Genomic DNA, 15,401 nt, shown 5'->3' with positions numbered 1-15,401 from the left:
CCTACGTGAGCCGGGCGGCATACTGATCCTCTGCCCGACGACCGTCCCGAGAGGACCCCGAGGACCCCTGTGACCGCTCAGCACCGGCCCGATGCCACCGACGCCCTGACCAGCGCCCTCCGCGAGCGGGTGCTCGTGCTCGACGGCGCGATGGGCACGATGATCCAGGCGCGGCAGCTGTCGGAGGCGGACTACCGCGGTGCCCGGTTCGCCGACCACCCGAGCGACCTGCGCGGCAACAACGACCTCCTGTCGCTCACCCGGCCCGACGTCATCCGCGAGATCCACGAGGCGTACCTCGAGGCCGGGGCCGACCTCGTCGAGACGAACACGTTCAACGCCCAGCGCATCTCGCTGGCCGACTACGGCATGGCGGACCTCGCCTACGAGATGAACGTCGCGGCCGCGGCGCTGGCCCGCGAGGCGTGCGACGCCGTCGGCGAGCGGACCCCCGACCGGCCTCGCTGGGTCCTCGGCACCCTGGGCCCGACGAACCGGACGGCGTCCATCTCTCCGGACGTCAACGACCCCGCCGCCCGCAACGTCACCTTCGACGAGCTCGTCGACGCCTACCTCGAGCAGGCGCGGGGGCTCGTCGACGGCGGGGCCGACGTGCTCCTCGTCGAGACGATCTTCGACACCCTCAACGCCAAGGCCGCCATCTTCGCCCTCGAGACCCTCTTCGAGGAGCACGACCGCCGGTGGCCCGTCATGATCTCGGGGACGATCACCGATGCCTCCGGGCGCACCCTGTCGGGTCAGGTGACCGAGGCGTTCTGGTACTCGGTGCGGCACGCCCGGCCGCTGGCCATCGGGCTCAACTGCGCCCTCGGAGCCGGCGAGCTGCGCCCGTACGTCGCCGAGCTGTCCCGGATCGCCGACTGCTTCGTCTCCGCCCACCCGAACGCCGGGCTCCCCAACGCGTTCGGGGAGTACGACGAGTCGCCCGAGGCGATGGCCGAGGTCGTCGGCGAGTTCGCGTCCGCCGGCCTGGTCAACATCGTCGGCGGCTGCTGCGGCACGACGCCCGAGCACATCGCGGCCATCGCCAAGGCAGCCTCGGCCGGTGCCCCCCGGCAGCGCGCCGAGGTCGCCCCGGCGCTGCGGCTCTGCGGCCTCGAGCCCCTCGTCGTCGACGAGGACAGCCTCTTCGTCAACGTCGGGGAGCGCACCAACATCACCGGGTCCGCCCGGTTCCGCCGGCTCATCCGCGAGGAGGACTACCCGGCCGCGCTGTCGGTCGCCCGCCAGCAGGTCGAGTCCGGCGCCCAGGTCATCGACGTCAACATGGACGAGGGGATGATCGACGGGGTCGCGGCGATGGACCGCTTCCTCAAGCTCGTGGCGTCCGAGCCCGACATCTGCCGGGTCCCGACGATGGTCGACTCGAGCAAGTGGGAGGTCATCGAGGCCGGGCTCAAGGTGACCCAGGGCAAGCCGATCATCAACTCGATCTCGATGAAGGAGGGCGAGCAGCCCTTCCTCGAGCACGCGCGGCTCGCCCGCAAGTACGGCGCCGCGGTCGTCGTCATGGCCTTCGACGAGGACGGCCAGGCCGACAACCTGCAGCGGCGGATCGAGATCTGCGAGCGGGCCTACCGGCTGCTCGTCGACGAGGTCGGCTTCCCGCCCGAGGACATCATCTTCGACCCCAACATCTTCGCGGTGGCCACCGGCATCGACGAGCACGCCGCCTACGGCACCGACTACATCGAGGCCACCCGCTGGATCTCCGAGCACCTGCCGCACGCGCTCGTGTCCGGGGGCGTCTCGAACGTGTCCTTCAGCTTCCGCGGCAACAACGCGGTCCGCGAGGCCATCCACGCCGTGTTCCTCTACCACGCGATCCGCGCCGGCATGGACATGGGCATCGTCAACGCGGGGGCCCTGGTGCCCTACGACACCGTCGACGAGCGGCTGCGCGAGGCCATCGAGGACGTCGTCCTCAACCGCCTCGAGGACCCTGCCGTCGCCACCGAGCGCCTGCTCGAGCTCGCCGAGGAGTTCCGCTCCGACGGCGAGGTGGCCGAGGCCGCCACCGAGGCGTGGCGCGAGCTGCCGCTGCGCGAGCGCATCACGCACGCCCTCGTCAAGGGCATCGACGACCACGTCGTCGACGACACCGAGGCGCTGCGGCTCGAGCTCGCCGACGCGGGTGGCCGCCCACTCGAGGTGATCGAGGGCCCGCTCATGGACGGGATGAACGTCGTCGGCGACCTCTTCGGCTCCGGGAAGATGTTCCTCCCGCAGGTCGTGAAGTCGGCGCGGGTCATGAAGAAGGCCGTGGCCCACCTCGTCCCGTACATCGAGGCCGAGAAGGACGAGGCGGCCCGCCGCAAGCCGAAGGGGAAGGTGGTCACGGCCACCGTCAAGGGCGACGTCCACGACATCGGCAAGAACATCGTCGGCGTGGTCCTCCAGTGCAACAACTACGACGTCGTCGACCTCGGCGTCATGGTGCCGACCCAGAAGATCCTCGACACCGCCAAGGCCGAGGGCGCCGACGCCATCGGGCTCTCCGGGCTCATCACCCCGAGCCTGGACGAGATGGTCCAGGTGGCCTCCGAGATGCAGCGTCAGGGCTTCACCATCCCGCTCCTGCTCGGCGGGGCGACGACGTCGAAGGCGCACACGGCGGTCAAGGTCGACGAGCGCTACTCGGGTCCGGTCGTGTGGGTCAAGGACGCGTCCCGGTCCGTGCCGGTCGTCAGCCAGCTGCTCTCCGCGACCCAGCGGGACCCCTTCGTCGAGGGGGTCGCCTCGGAGTACACCGAGCTCCGGCGGCGGCACGCCGCCAAGACCGGCGACCGTCCCCTCGCCCCCCTCGACGCGGCCCGGGCCAACGCGCCCACCCTCGACTGGGCGTCCTACCGGCCGATGCGCCCGCACCTGCTCGCCCACCAGTCGGGCGACCAGTGGTCGGTGCCGTCGGGCACCCCGTGGCGGCGGGCCGCGACGCAGTTCACCCGGGTCTGGGAGGACTACCCCGTCGCCGACCTGCGCGAGTACATCGACTGGACCCCGTTCTTCCTCGCGTGGGAGATCCGTGGCCGGTACCCGGACGTCCTCAACAACCCGACGACCTCGGAGCAGGCCCGCAGCCTGTTCGACGACGCGCAGCGCATGCTCGACCTCATCGAGCGCGAGCACTGGCTCGCTCCCCGGGGGGTCGCCGGGATCTTCCCCGCGTCCGGGGTCGGCGACGACGTCGAGGTCTACGCCGACGAGGACCGCGGGTCGGTGCTCACGAGGCTCCACGGGCTGCGGCAGCAGGGGCAGCACCGGGAGGGGGTCGCCAACAAGTGCCTCTCGGACTTCGTCGCCCCGAAGGAGTCCGGGCTGCGCGACCACGTCGGCGCGTTCTCGGTCACCACCGGCCTCGGCCTGGAGGACCGGCTCCGGCACTTCAAGGACGACCTCGACGACTACTCGGCGATCATGCTCGAGGCCCTCGCCGACCGGCTCGCCGAGGCGTTCGCCGAGCGGCTCCACCAGCGGGTCCGCACCGACCTGTGGGGCTACGCCGCCGACGAGCGGCTCGACACCCACGCCCTCATCGCCGAGCGGTACCACGGCATCCGGCCCGCGCCCGGGTACCCGGCGTGCCCGGACCACACCGAGAAGGAGACCCTGATGGCGCTCCTCGGCGGCGAGGAGCGCACCGGGGTGAAGCTCACCGAGTCGATGGCGATGTGGCCGGGAGCGTCGGTGTCGGGGTGGTACTTCGCCCACCCCGAGAGCCAGTACTTCGTCGTCGGCCGCCTCGGGCGTGACCAGGTGGAGGACTACGCCGCCCGCAAGGGCTGGGACGTCGCGACCGCCGAGCGCTGGCTGTCGCCCAACCTCGGCTACATCCCCGACGCCGACTGACCCGGGGTGGCCCGGCCGGGGTGGGGGCGCTGCGGTGTCACCGGTCGCGCCTACCGTGTCCTCCATGACCCCAGCCCTGTCGCCGAGCCGCGCCGCGGACTTCAAGCAGTGCCCGCTGCTGTTCCGGTTCCGGACCATCGACAAGCTCGAGGGTCCGCCCTCCCCCGCCGCCGCACGCGGCACGCTGGTCCACGCCGTCCTCGAGCACCTCTTCGACCTCCCGGCCGCCGAGCGCACCCCGGCGGCCGCGACGGCGCTGCTCGAGCCGCGGTGGCGGGCGCTGGTCGACGAGCGCCCCGAGCTCGCGACGATGATCGAGGACGACGACCTGCTCACCGAGGAGGCCTGGTTCGCCGGCGCCCGCACCCTCGTCGAGCAGTGGTTCGACCTCGAGGACCCCACGCGCCTCGAGCCGGCCGCCCGCGAGCTGTACGTCGAGACCGAGATCGAGGGCCTCACCCTGCGCGGCTACGTCGACCGCCTCGACGTCGCCCCGGACGGCGCGATGCGCGTCGTCGACTACAAGACGGGCCGCTCCCCCGGCGAGCTGTTCGAGGCCAAGGCCCTCTTCCAGATGAAGTTCTACGCCCTCGTGCTGTGGCGCCTGCACGGCGAGGTCCCGAAGATGCTCCAGCTCGTCTACCTCGGCAACGGCGAGGTCGTGCGCTACGTCCCCGACGAGCGCGACCTGCTCGCGATCGAGCGGAACGTGCGGGCCATCTGGGACGCCGTCGTCCGCGCCGCGAGCACCGGCGACTGGCGCCCGCGCACGTCCCGCCTGTGCGACTGGTGCGACTTCCGCGAGTTCTGCCCCGAGTTCGGCGGCACCCCGCCGCCGCTGCCCGAGGGCGCCGGGCTCATCGCCCTGGACCCGGCACGCTCAGGTGAGGCGACGCCCTTCGAGGACTGACGCCGCGAGCTCGCCGAGCCGGCCGGGGGTCAGCCCCTCGAGCCCGCTCAGGTGCACGGCTCCGGGCATCTGCGGCACCGGCACCACGTGCGGCACGGCCAGGGTCGGCACCCCGGCGGCGACGGCCGAGCGCACCCCCGTCGGGCTGTCCTCGATGGCCACGCACCACATCGGCTCCACCCCGAGCATCCGGGCCGCCGCGTGGTACGGCTCCGGGTGGGGCTTGCCGTGCTCCACCTCGTCGCCGGTGACGACCACCGTGAACGCCCCGGCCGGCAGCGCCGACACGACGGCGTCGGCCAGCGACCGCCACGACATCGTCACCAGGGCGCTCGGCACCCCCGCGTCACGCAGGGCGTCCAGCAGCTCGCGCGCGCCCGGCCGCCACGGCACGTGCGCCTGCACCTGGGTGATGACCCGAACGAGCAGCTCGTCGATGATCCGCTCGGGCTCCCAGGTGATGGGCGAGTGCTCGCGGATGAAGCGCGCGGAGACCATGAGGTCGTTGCCGACGAGCTGGTGGGCGAACTCCTCGCTCCACGTCCCGCCGTGCTCCTCGACGATGGCGTGCTCGGCCGAGATCCAGTACGGCTCGGTGTCGACGAGGGTGCCGTCCATGTCCCACAGGACCGCGGCGGGGAGGCTCATGGGTCGGCAGCCTATCGAGCCGTAGGGTGGGGCTCTGACCCGCCCTGAGGAGGACGTCCGTGATCGAGCTCGAGGACATCGGCGAGCTGCGCGACCCCGTGCTCATCGCCGCCTTCGAAGGCTGGAACGACGCCGGGGAGGCCGCCAGCGCGGTCATCGAGCACCTCACCGAGATCTGGGACGCGGACGTCGTCGCGGCCCTCGATCCCGAGGACTACTACGACTTCCAGGTCAACCGGCCCCGGGTCGTGGCCGAGGGCGGCAAGCGCCGCATCAGCTGGCGCACGACGCGGGTCCTCGTCGCCCGCGACACCTCGGTCGGGCGCGACGTGATCCTCGTCCAGGGCGTCGAGCCGTCCTTCCGCTGGCGCGCCTTCGCCATCGAGCTGATGGAGCTCGCCGAGGCCGCCGACGTCTCGATGGTCATCACCCTGGGCGCGCTGATGGCCGACGTCGCGCACTCGCGTCCCATCCCCGTCTCGGCGACGTCCGACAGCGAGGACACCCGGCACCGGCACGGCCTCGAGCAGAGCGGCTACGAGGGCCCCACCGGCATCGTCGGGGTCGTCGCCGACGCCGCGACCCAGGTGGGCATCCCCTCGGTGTCGTGCTGGGCCGCGGTCCCGCACTACGCCGGCCACTCCCCGTCGCCGAAGGCCACCGCGGCCCTGCTCGGGCGGCTCGAGGAGCTGCTCGACGGCCCGATCGAGCACGGTGAGCTCGACGAGGACGCTCGCGCCTGGGAGCGCGGCATCGACGAGCTCGCGTCGTCCGACGCCGAGGTCGCCGAGTACGTCGAGAGCCTCGAGGAGGCCCAGGACACCGCCGAGCTGCCCGAGGCGAGCGGGGACGCCATCGCCAAGGAGTTCGAGCGCTACCTGCGCCGGCGCGGCTCGGACGACACCGGGCAGCCGGGCGGCCCGTAGCCGCGGCTCAGAGCCGGATGCCGAGCAGGGCGTCCAGGGTGCGCGCCAGCAGGCCGGGAGCCCCGGGGTCGTCCCCCTCGCCGGCGAGGGTGCGCTCGCACCACGCGTCGACGGCGGCGAGGGCGCGCGGCACGTCGAGGTCGTCTGCGACGGCGGCCCGCACCGCGGCGATGGTGGGCAGCGCGTCGAGGCCGCCGTTGACCGAGAGCGCCTCGCGCCAGCGGTCCAGCCGGGTCTGTGCCGCGTCCAGGAGGTCGCCGGTGTAGTCCCAGTCGCTGCGGTAGTGGTGGGCGAGCAGCACGAGCCGGATCGTCATCGGGTCGACGCCGTCGGCACGCAGGGCGGAGACCAGGACGAGGTTGCCCTTGGACTTGCTCATCTTGTGCCCGTCGTAGCCGACCATCGCCTGGTGGACGTAGAGCCGCGCGAACGTCGGGTCACCGGTGGCGGCCACGGACTGGACGGCGCTCATCTCGTGGTGCGGGAAGATCAGGTCGGTGCCGCCGCCCTGGACGTCGAACGGGTGGGCGAGGTGCTCGAGCGCGATGGCGGTGCACTCGACGTGCCAGCCGGGTCGCCCGGGGCCGAGCTCGTCGTCGGCCCACGAGGGCTCACCCGCGCGGACGGCGCGCCACAGGAGCGGGTCGAAGCGGCCGCGCTTGCCCTCCCGGTCGGGGTCGCCGCCGCGCTCGGCGAACACCGCGTCCATCTGGTCCGCGCTCCAGCCGGAGACCTCGCCGAAGCTGGGGGTCATCCCGAGGTCGAGATAGACGTCGCTGCCGGTCCCCTCCCCGTCGGGCACCGGGAGGCGGTACGCGACGCCGGAGCCCAGCAGCCGGCGCACGACCGCCGCGATCTCGTCCATCGACTCGACGACGCCGCGGTACTCGTCGGGCGGGATGACCGCCAGCGCCGTCATGTCGTCGCGGAAGAGGTCGATCTCGGCCGTCGCGAGCTCGCGCCAGTCACGCCCGTCGCGGGCGGCGCGCTCGAGCAGCGGGTCGTCGATGTCGGTGACGTTCTGGACGTACTCGACGACGTGCCCGGCGTCGCGCAGTGCTCGGCCCACGAGGTCGAATGTCACGTACGTGGCCGCGTGGCCGAGGTGCGTCGCGTCGTAGGGCGTGATGCCGCACACGTACATGCGGGCCACCTCACCGGCATCCACCGGCCGCACCGCGCCCGAGGCGGTGTCGTAGAGGCGGAGCGGGTCGCCGTGACCGGGAACGGCGGGGACGAACGGCGTGGGCCACGACTTCACGGGGTGAGCCTACGTGCCGGGCTCACAGTGCCGGCCACGGGATGGCGGGCCAGCCCCCGCGCGGTCGAGGGTGCACCCGGTGCCGCCGCAGGACGTCGACCCGGTGGGTCAGCGCCTCGATCTCCTCGGCGGTGAGCAGGGGCGCGAGCTCGTCGGCGAGCCCGTCGGTGAGGGCCGCGGCGAGGCGTTCGAGCCGGGCGACGTCCTCCGCGAGCAGGTCCTCGCCCGCCCAGCCCCACAGGACGGTGCGCAGCTTGGGCTCCACGCCCAGGCTCACGCCGTGGTCACAGCCGCGGACGACGGCGCCGTCGCGTAGGACGTGGCTGCCCTTGCGGTCGGAGTTGTTGAGCACGGCGTCGAGGACGGCCACGGTGCGCAGCACCGGCTCGGGGCTGTGGGCGACGACGACGGGCTCACCGAGCGAGGACTCGCCTTCGAGGACGACGAGCCACCCGTCGGGCACCTCGTCGGGGTCGAGCACGTCGACCAGCGGCTCCTGCTCGGGCTCCCCCGACACCGGCCCCACCCACAGCTGGACCGAGCCGGGGCCGAGCGGCCCGTCACGCAGCACCGTCGGTGGGACGACGCCGAACCCGCCGGCCTCGCTGACGAGCCAGGCCGCGCGCTCCCGCGCGACGAGGGTGCCGTCCGGGTAGTCCCACAGGCGGCGCTCGGTGGCCTCCGGCTTGTGGATGACGAGGATCTCGTCGGCGGGGTCGCCCACGAGGCACAGGAGCGCACCGTTGGACGACCCGGCGATGCGGCCGACGGGGGTGAGGGTGCCCCGGGTCAGGAGCTCCTCGAGGTCAGCGCCGGTATCCGTTGGCACGAGGGCAGATGTGGCCGTCGGGATCGAGGGGCTGGCCGCAGAACGGGCAGGCGGGCCGCCCGGCGGCGATCACCTTGCCGCAGCGCCGGGCGAAGGCCCGCGCCGCCTGCGGGCTGAGGACGACGCGCAGGGTGGTCAGGGCGTCCTCCTCGACCTCTTCGGGGTCCTGGTCGTGGCACTCGATGACCAGGACGCTGCGCTCGGGGTCCCAGGCGAGGCTCAGGGTGTCGACCCGGAACTCGTCCTCGATCGGGGTGGCGAGCGGCTCGGTGTCGCCCTCACCGAGCGGCTCGGTGGCCGTGCCCTCGGCGTGGGCGTCGAGCATGTCGTCGACCCGGTCCGCCAGCACGCTGACCTGCACCTTCTCGAGCGACACCGAGACGACCCGCCCGTCGCCGCTGGCCTGGAGGAAGAAGGTCCGGCCGCCGGGCGGGCCGACGGTGCCGGCGACGAAGCGCTCCGGCGGGTCGAAGACGGTGGCAGGCATGGGACCCACCCTAGATCGAGAACCCGACCGGCAGCTCCAGCCGGTGGCGGGCCATGAGGGCCGCATCGCCGAGCACCTCGCGGGTAGGGCCGTCACCGACGACGGTGCCCTCGGACAGCACGACGGAGCGCTCGCAGAGCTCCATCGCGTACGGCAGGTCGTGGGTGACCATGAGGATCGTGACGTCGAGGGTCCGCAGGATGTCGGCGAGCTCCCGGCGCGACGCCGGGTCGAGGTTGGACGACGGCTCGTCGAGGACGAGGATCTGCGGGCGCATCGCGAGGACGGTGGCGATGGCCACCCGGCGCCGCTGACCGAACGACAGGTGGTGCGGCGCCCGGTCGGCGAGGTCGGCGACGCCGACCGCCTCGAGCGCCTCCACGACGCGAGCGTCCAGCTCGGCGCCGCGCAGGCCGAGGTTGGCGGGCCCGAAGGCCACGTCGTCGCGCACCGTCGGCATGAAGAGCTGGTCGTCGGGGTCCTGGAAGACGATGCCCACCCGGCGGCGGATCTCGAGGAGATGCTCGTCGGAGACCGGCAGGCCGGACACCGCGACGGTGCCGTGCCCGGGCGAGAGGACGCCGTTGAGGTGGAGGACGAGGGTGGTCTTGCCGGCGCCGTTGGGCCCGAGGAGGGCCACCCGCTCGCCGGGGTGGACGTGCAGGTCGACCCCGAACAGGGCCTGGTGGCCGCCGGGGTAGGCGTAGGCGACGCCGCGCAGCTCGAGGACGGGGGTGGTCACGGCACCATCCTCGCGCCCACGGACGCGGCGACCGCGGCCAGGGCCGGCCCGAGGACGACGAGCCACTCGGTGGGGCGTGCCGCGAGCGGCGAGGTGACGGGCAGCCGCCCGGACCAGCCGCGGCTCACCATGGCGAGGTGCACCCGTTCCCCGCGCTCGTAGCTGCGGATGAACAGCGCCCCCATCCCGGCGGCGAGCACCGGCCACGACCGCACCGACCGGGCGTCGAAGCCCCGGGAGGCCCGGGCCACCCGCATCCGCCGCAGCTGGCCGCCGATGACGTCGACGTAGCGGACCATGAACGACGCGATGAGCACGAGCGGGTCGGGTACGCGCAGGTGCTGAAGGGCCCGGACGAGGTCGCGCGGGCGGGTCGTCACGGCGAAGGCGACGGCCGCGACGACGCCCGTCGTCCCCTTGAGGAGCAGCGCCACGGCGGCGGTCAGCCCCGCCTCGGACACGCTGACCGGCCCCAGCTGGACGCGGGGCCCGACGGCGACGAACGGGAGGACGACGGCGAACACCGCGAACGGGGTCTCGACGGCGAGCCGGGGCAGCAGGTGCCGAGCCGCGACCCGGGTGGAGAGCAGGACCGCGACCGCGACGGCGAGGAGGGCGGCGAGCACGAGCGCTGCCTCGTTGGGGACGCTGACCACCGCGAGGACGAACAGGAGCAGCCCGACGAGCTTCGCGTGCGCCGGGACGGTGTGGAGCCTCGAGGTGCCCTCGACGTGCAGGTGGGCACCGGGGCCGGAGCCCACCGCTCAGCCCCGCCCGCGGCCGAGGCGCCGTAGCAGGAGCACGAGCCCGGCCATGACGACGGCCGTGGCGAGCACGCCGAGGACCCCGGCGAGGCCACCGGACAGGGCACCGTTCGAGATCCCGCCGACGCCGTAATCGGCCAGGGGCGACCCCGCGGCGGCGGAGTCCCGGGCCGTGTCGGCGAAGCCCAGGGTGCCGGCGACGTGCTCGAGCCCGTCGGGGCTCGCCGACGCGAAGACCGACAGGACGCCGGCGACGAGGAGCGACACGAGCCCCCCGACGACGACGAGGCGCCGGGTGCTGGGGCGGGTCCGCGTGCTCACGCGACCGGCTCCGGCGTGCGCAGCTCGAGCACCGGCAGGCGCCCGCGGGCCGCGTGGACGAGGTCGGGCCGGGCGGCGATGATGCTCGACACGGCGAGGAAGGTGATGGCCGCCTCACCGACGCCGATGACGACGTGCCAGGCGCCCATCGCCGTGACGAGCGCCCCGAGCGGGATGGGGGCCGCGCCGCCGAGGGCGTAGAGCCCGACGAAGGCCAGCGCGGCCGCCGGCACGCTCACGAGCGCCCCGGCTGCAGCCGCGAAGGGCACGCTCCCCGGGCGCCGCGGCAGGACCGCTAGGAACACCCGGGTGACGCCGTAGCCGACCCAGACCGCGAGGACGCTCATGAGCAGCAGGTTGGTCCCGAGCGCCGTCACTCCCCCGTCGGCGAACAGGAACGCCTGGACGGCGAGCACGACCGTGAGGCACAGCGTGGCCGTCGCCGGTCCGACGAGGGCCGCGGCCAGCGCGGCGCCGATGAGGTGCCCCGAGGTGCCGGCCCCGACCGGGAAGTTGACCATCTGGGCGGCGAACACGAAGACGGCGACGAGGCCCGCCAGCGGCGCCGTCCGGTCGTCGAGCTCGCGCCGTGAGGCCCGGACCAGCGCGAACGCCACGCCCCCACCGGCGACGACAGCGGTCCCCAGGGACGTCGGGGCGTCGAGGAAGCCGTCGGGGACGTGCATGGAACCTCCGTGTGGCGAGCTGCGGTCGTGGGTGCGTGCCGTGCTGCGGCGGACGCACCGTCCACTCTATTGCACATTGCTCGCAACAGTGGGGCGGTTGGTGCAGGAACCGTCAGTCCGCTGCTCCGCCGACGGTCGAGTCGCCCGCGTCGTGGTGGACGGGCAGGGCCACGAGGGACGCGAGGTCCCCCTCGGCGGTGTTGCTCGCGAGCAGCACCATCCGGCGGGCCGTCACGTGGACGGCCGTCACGGTGCCCGGGTCCACCCGCACCCGCTGGAGCCCGGCGACACCCGCCCCGACGGCCTCGGCGACGACCGCCTTGATCGGGTCCCCGTGGCTGACGGCGACCCAGACGGCGCCCCGGCCGTGCTCGGCCTCGACCTCGGCGTCGAGCGCGCGGACCCCGCCGACGACCCGCTGGGCCATCTCGCCGAGCGACTCGGCGCGGAACTGCTCCGACGCCGGGAAGGTGGCCAGCGCCGGGTCGTCCTGGATGGTGCGCCACAGGGGGTCCTTGGCGGCCTCGACGAGGTGCCGGCCGGTCCAGGCCCCGTAGTGGCACTCCCCCAGCCGGTCGTCGGCGGTGGCCGTCAGCGTCGGCAGCGCGGCCTCCACGGTCTCGCGGCACCGCTGCAGCGGGCTGGTGACGGCGCGGACGACTGGGAGCGTGGCAAGGCGGGCGGCGAGCCGCTCGGCCTGGCCCCGGCCGGTGTCGGTGAGGCCCACCCCGTCGGTCCAGCCGGCGAGGATCCCGGCGGCGTTCGCGGTGGAGTGCCCGTGTCGCAGGAGCAGGACGATGGCCACGATGCACCACTCTAGGCGGGTCGTCACCCACAATGGCGTGCGTGATCGTCGACCGCGCCGTCTACGAGGACGGGCACCGCCGCGACTGCGGCGACCTGTCCGAGGAGCTCGAACGCCTCCGGGCCTCGGGCGACCCCAGCTGCTTCCTGTGGATCGGGGTCAAGGACCCGAGCGAGGACGAGTTCGACGAGGTCGAGACCGAGATGGGCCTGCACCAGCTCGCCGTCGAGGACGTCGTCCACGGCCGTCAGCGCCCCAAGGTCGAGCTGTACGACGACACCGTGTTCGTCGTCCTCAAGCCGCTGCGGTACATCGACCGGACCTCCGACATCGAGACCGGTGAGGTCATGGTCATCGTCGGTGACCACTTCGTCGTCACGGTCCGCCGGGGCGAGCTGACGCCGCTCGCGAGTATCCGCGCCGACATCGAGGCCGATCCCGAGGCCCTGCGTCTCGGGCCGCTGGCGGTCCTCCACCGGGTCCTCGACCGGGTCGTGGACGACTACCTCGTCATCGACGCGGAGGTGGCGACCGACCTCGAGGAGATCGAGTCGCAGGTCTTCTCGGGTGACCGGATGGACACCGGGGTCATCTACCGCCTCAAGCGCGAGGTGCTCGAGTTCCGGCGCGCGGTCGTCCCGCTGGCCGAGCCGCTGCGGATGCTGCACACCTCACCGCGCAGCCCGATCCCCGAGGGCGAGCTGCGTCTCCTGCTGCGTGACGTGGCGGACCACCTGCACACCGTCCTGGACCACGTCGAGTCCTACGACCGCCTGCTGTCCGACATCCTCGGGGCGCACCTCGCGCAGATCTCGGTCCGGCAGAACGCCGACATGCGCAAGATCTCGGCCTGGGTGGCCATGGCCGCCGTCCCGACGATGGTCGCCGGGATCTACGGGATGAACTTCGACCGGATGCCCGAGCTGCACTGGCAGTACGGCTATCCGCTCGTGCTGATCCTCATGGGTGCCGCCTGCCTCACGCTGTTCCGCATGTTCAAGCGGGCCGGCTGGCTCTGAACGCCGGCCCGGCAGGCCGCCGGCTCAGGTGGCTGCGATCAGCCCGGTGACCAGCGCGCCGGCCAGGACGAGCCCGAGCGCCACCCGGTAGTAGACGAACGGCCGCAGCGAGTTGGTCGCGACGAACCGCAGGAGCCAGGCGATCGACGCGTAGGCCGTGACGAAGGCGACCGCGATGCCCACGAGCATCTGCCCGGCGCCCAGGATCTTCAGGTCGTCCCACGTGTCGACGAGCTCGAACAGGCCGGCGGCGGTCAGGGCCGGGATCGCCATGAAGAACGACAGCTCGGTCGCCGTCACCCGGTTGATGCCACGCACGAGGCCGGCCGAGATCGTCGCGCCCGACCGGGACACCCCGGGGATCAGCGAGAAGCACTGGACGACCCCGATGACCAGACCGTCCATCAGGGTGATGCTGTCCTCGCCGCGCTGGTCGCCCCGACGCTCGAGGGCGTCGTGGCGCGCCTCGGCGAACCAGATGACCGCGCTCCAGAGGACGAGGGCCCCGGCGACGACCCACAGGCTCCGCAGCGGCCCGGCGATGACGCCCTTGAGCGCGAAGCCGACGATCCCGACCGGGATCGACCCGACGATGACGGCCCAGGCGAGCCGGTAGTCGTGGTCGGCCCGGGCGGCCTCGGAGCGCAGGCCCCGGACCCAGGCCATGAACAGGCGGGCGATCTTCCTCGCGAAGTAGATGAACGTGGCGACGATGGCGCCGATCTGGATGATCGCCGTGTAGGCCGTGACGGCCGGGGCGTCGACCGGCAGGCCGAGCAGGTGCTCGGCGATCGTGAGGTGGCCGGTGGACGAGATCGGGAGGAACTCGGTGAGCCCCTCCACGATCCCGAGGATGACGGCTTGGACGTACGAGAGCTCGACGGGCACCAGCAGAGCCTAGGGCGACGAGCCCTGCCGTGACGCGGCGGCCCTGGGTGTGTTCGGTCCCGGCGGGGCGGCGGGGGTCAGCCGGGGACGACCTCGGCCATGAGCCGCAGCGTCGCCAGCCGGTCCGGCGTCGTCCGGGCGTACGGGGCCACCGACAGGGTCGTGACGCCGGCGTCGGCGTAGCGGCCGACCCGTTCGGCGATCCGCTCGGGCGGCCCGAGCAGGGCGGTCGCGTCGGCCAGCTCCATCGGCACGGCGGCCGCGGCGTCCCGTGGCCGCCCGGCCAGGTACAGGTCCTGGATGGTGTCGGCCGCCTCGTCGAAGCCCATCGAGCGGGCGAGCCGGTTGTAGAAGTTCTGCTCCCGGCTGCCCATCCCCCCGATGTACAGGGCCGTGTAGGGCGCGACGGCGGCCCGGGCCGCCTCGAGGTCGTCGGTGACGACGACGGGGACCGTGGCGACCACGTCGAAGCCGTCCATCGGGTCGGTCCCGGCGCCCCGTCCGGCGGCGGCCCGGGCGTCGCGGACTGCCGCGAGCTGGTCCCCCGAGTGCTCGGGGGACAGGAAGATCGCCAGCCACCCGTCGGCGACCTCGCCCGCGAGGGCCAGGTTCTTCGGGCCCACCGCCGCGAGGTAGATCGGCAGGTCGGGGCGGGGCGGGTGGATGGTCAGGCGCAGGCTCTTGCCGGGGCCGTCGGGCAGCGGCAGCTGGAAGTGGGCGCCGTCGTACTCCACGGGCCGCCGGGCCAGCGCCATCCGCACGATGTCGACGTACTCGCGGGTGCGCCCGAGCGGCTGCGCGAACCGGACGCCGTGCCACCCCTCGCTCACCTGGGGGCCGGACACGCCGAGCCCGAGCAGGAACCGGCCGTGCGAGAGGGTGTCGAGGGTCGCGGCGGTCATCGCCGTCATCGCCGGGGTGCGGGCCGGGATCTGCATGACGCCCGCGCCGAGGCCGATGCGCTCGGTCTGGGCCGCGAGCCACGCGAGGACCGTGGGGCTGTCCGAGCCGTACGCCTCGGCGACCCAGACCGACGCGTAGCCGAGCCGGTCGGCCTCCTGCACCAGCTCGAGGAGGTCCTCCCCCATCCCCATCCCTGCGTAGCCGCCTGCCAGTCCGAGCCTCATGGCCCCGAGGCTAGCCGGGGCCCCGCCCGACCCGGACCCGTTGTCGGTGGTCGTCGGTAGGTTCGAGGCATCGGAAGGGGGCGGTGATGGCGACGGCAGCGGGTCCGCAGGATGTGCT

The 15,401-nt window shown here is 73.4% G+C and carries 15 protein-coding genes; 4 read left to right on the top strand and 11 right to left on the bottom strand.

The features are described 5' to 3' along the window. Positions 1–69: 69 nt before the first annotated feature. Entirely contained in the window at positions 70–3,870 is a 3,801-nt protein-coding gene (gene metH / locus Q0963_RS16160; protein WP_299448056.1) for a methionine synthase, read from the top strand. Positions 3,871–3,934: 64 nt separating this feature from the next. Beyond that, entirely contained in the window at positions 3,935–4,780 is an 846-nt protein-coding gene (locus Q0963_RS16155) for a PD-(D/E)XK nuclease family protein (RefSeq protein WP_299448054.1), read from the top strand. Here Q0963_RS16155 and Q0963_RS16150 read toward each other — a convergent pair. After that, positions 4,751–5,428 (bottom strand): HAD family phosphatase, encoded by a 678-nt coding sequence (locus Q0963_RS16150; protein ID WP_299448052.1) that lies wholly within the window; start codon positions 5,426–5,428, stop codon positions 4,751–4,753. The two genes, Q0963_RS16155 and Q0963_RS16150, sit on opposite strands and share 30 nt — an antisense overlap. Positions 5,429–5,487: 59 nt before the next feature. Between Q0963_RS16150 and Q0963_RS16145 the strand changes: the two genes are divergently transcribed. After that, entirely contained in the window at positions 5,488–6,354 is an 867-nt protein-coding gene (locus Q0963_RS16145; RefSeq protein ID WP_299448050.1) for a PAC2 family protein, read from the top strand. A 7-nt stretch (positions 6,355–6,361) separates the two neighbouring features. Here the strand turns inward: Q0963_RS16145 and mshC are convergent, their stop codons facing one another. The 8 genes from mshC to Q0963_RS16105 all read right to left on the bottom strand — a co-directional run bounded on the left by mshC (position 6,362) and on the right by Q0963_RS16105 (position 12,249). Beyond that, on the bottom strand, positions 6,362–7,615 hold the full coding sequence (gene mshC / locus Q0963_RS16140) for a cysteine--1-D-myo-inosityl 2-amino-2-deoxy-alpha-D-glucopyranoside ligase (protein WP_299448048.1): 1,254 nt from the start codon (positions 7,613–7,615) through the stop codon (positions 6,362–6,364). Positions 7,616–7,637: 22 nt separating this feature from the next. Then, positions 7,638–8,444 carry an SCO1664 family protein gene (locus Q0963_RS16135; RefSeq protein WP_299448046.1) on the bottom strand — a complete coding sequence of 269 codons (807 nt, stop codon included), beginning with the start codon at positions 8,442–8,444 and terminating at the stop codon, positions 7,638–7,640. Further along, a complete protein-coding gene (locus Q0963_RS16130; RefSeq protein ID WP_299448044.1) occupies positions 8,422–8,931 on the bottom strand; it encodes a DUF3090 domain-containing protein in 510 nt (169 codons plus the stop codon). The genes Q0963_RS16135 and Q0963_RS16130 overlap by 23 nt, the downstream gene beginning before the upstream one ends. A gap of 10 nt (positions 8,932–8,941) precedes the next feature. Then, complete coding sequence (locus tag Q0963_RS16125) at positions 8,942–9,673, bottom strand: energy-coupling factor ABC transporter ATP-binding protein (protein WP_299448042.1); 732 nt, start codon at positions 9,671–9,673, stop codon at positions 8,942–8,944. Further along, complete coding sequence (gene cbiQ, locus Q0963_RS16120; RefSeq protein WP_299448041.1) at positions 9,670–10,434, bottom strand: cobalt ECF transporter T component CbiQ; 765 nt, start codon at positions 10,432–10,434, stop codon at positions 9,670–9,672. Before cbiQ ends, Q0963_RS16125 begins: the two co-directional genes overlap by 4 nt. Positions 10,435–10,437: 3 nt before the next feature. After that, a complete protein-coding gene (locus Q0963_RS16115) occupies positions 10,438–10,758 on the bottom strand; it encodes a PDGLE domain-containing protein (RefSeq protein WP_299448039.1) in 321 nt (106 codons plus the stop codon). Then, a complete protein-coding gene (locus Q0963_RS16110; RefSeq protein ID WP_299448037.1) occupies positions 10,755–11,444 on the bottom strand; it encodes an energy-coupling factor ABC transporter permease in 690 nt (229 codons plus the stop codon). Before Q0963_RS16110 ends, Q0963_RS16115 begins: the two co-directional genes overlap by 4 nt. Positions 11,445–11,556: 112 nt before the next feature. Beyond that, positions 11,557–12,249 (bottom strand): MSMEG_4193 family putative phosphomutase, encoded by a 693-nt coding sequence (locus Q0963_RS16105; RefSeq protein ID WP_299448035.1) that lies wholly within the window; start codon positions 12,247–12,249, stop codon positions 11,557–11,559. Between the two features lie 32 nt (positions 12,250–12,281). On the opposite strand from Q0963_RS16105, the gene corA reads away from it, so the two are divergent. Then, on the top strand, positions 12,282–13,268 hold the full coding sequence (gene corA, locus Q0963_RS16100; RefSeq protein ID WP_367180077.1) for a magnesium/cobalt transporter CorA: 987 nt from the start codon (positions 12,282–12,284) through the stop codon (positions 13,266–13,268). 24 nt (positions 13,269–13,292) lie between these two features. On the opposite strand, the gene Q0963_RS16095 is transcribed toward corA, so the two are convergent. Continuing rightward, a complete protein-coding gene (locus Q0963_RS16095; RefSeq protein WP_299448031.1) occupies positions 13,293–14,156 on the bottom strand; it encodes an undecaprenyl-diphosphate phosphatase in 864 nt (287 codons plus the stop codon). Positions 14,157–14,233: 77 nt separating this feature from the next. Next, positions 14,234–15,283: an LLM class F420-dependent oxidoreductase gene (locus Q0963_RS16090; protein WP_299448029.1), complete on the bottom strand. Its 1,050-nt coding sequence runs from the start codon at positions 15,281–15,283 to the stop codon at positions 14,234–14,236. Between the last annotated feature and the right edge of the window lie 118 nt (positions 15,284–15,401).

Source organism: uncultured Phycicoccus sp. (assembly GCF_947495705.1).
GTDB lineage: Bacteria > Actinomycetota > Actinomycetes > Actinomycetales > Dermatophilaceae > Phycicoccus.
This window is presented reverse-complemented; position numbering and strand designations above follow the sequence as displayed.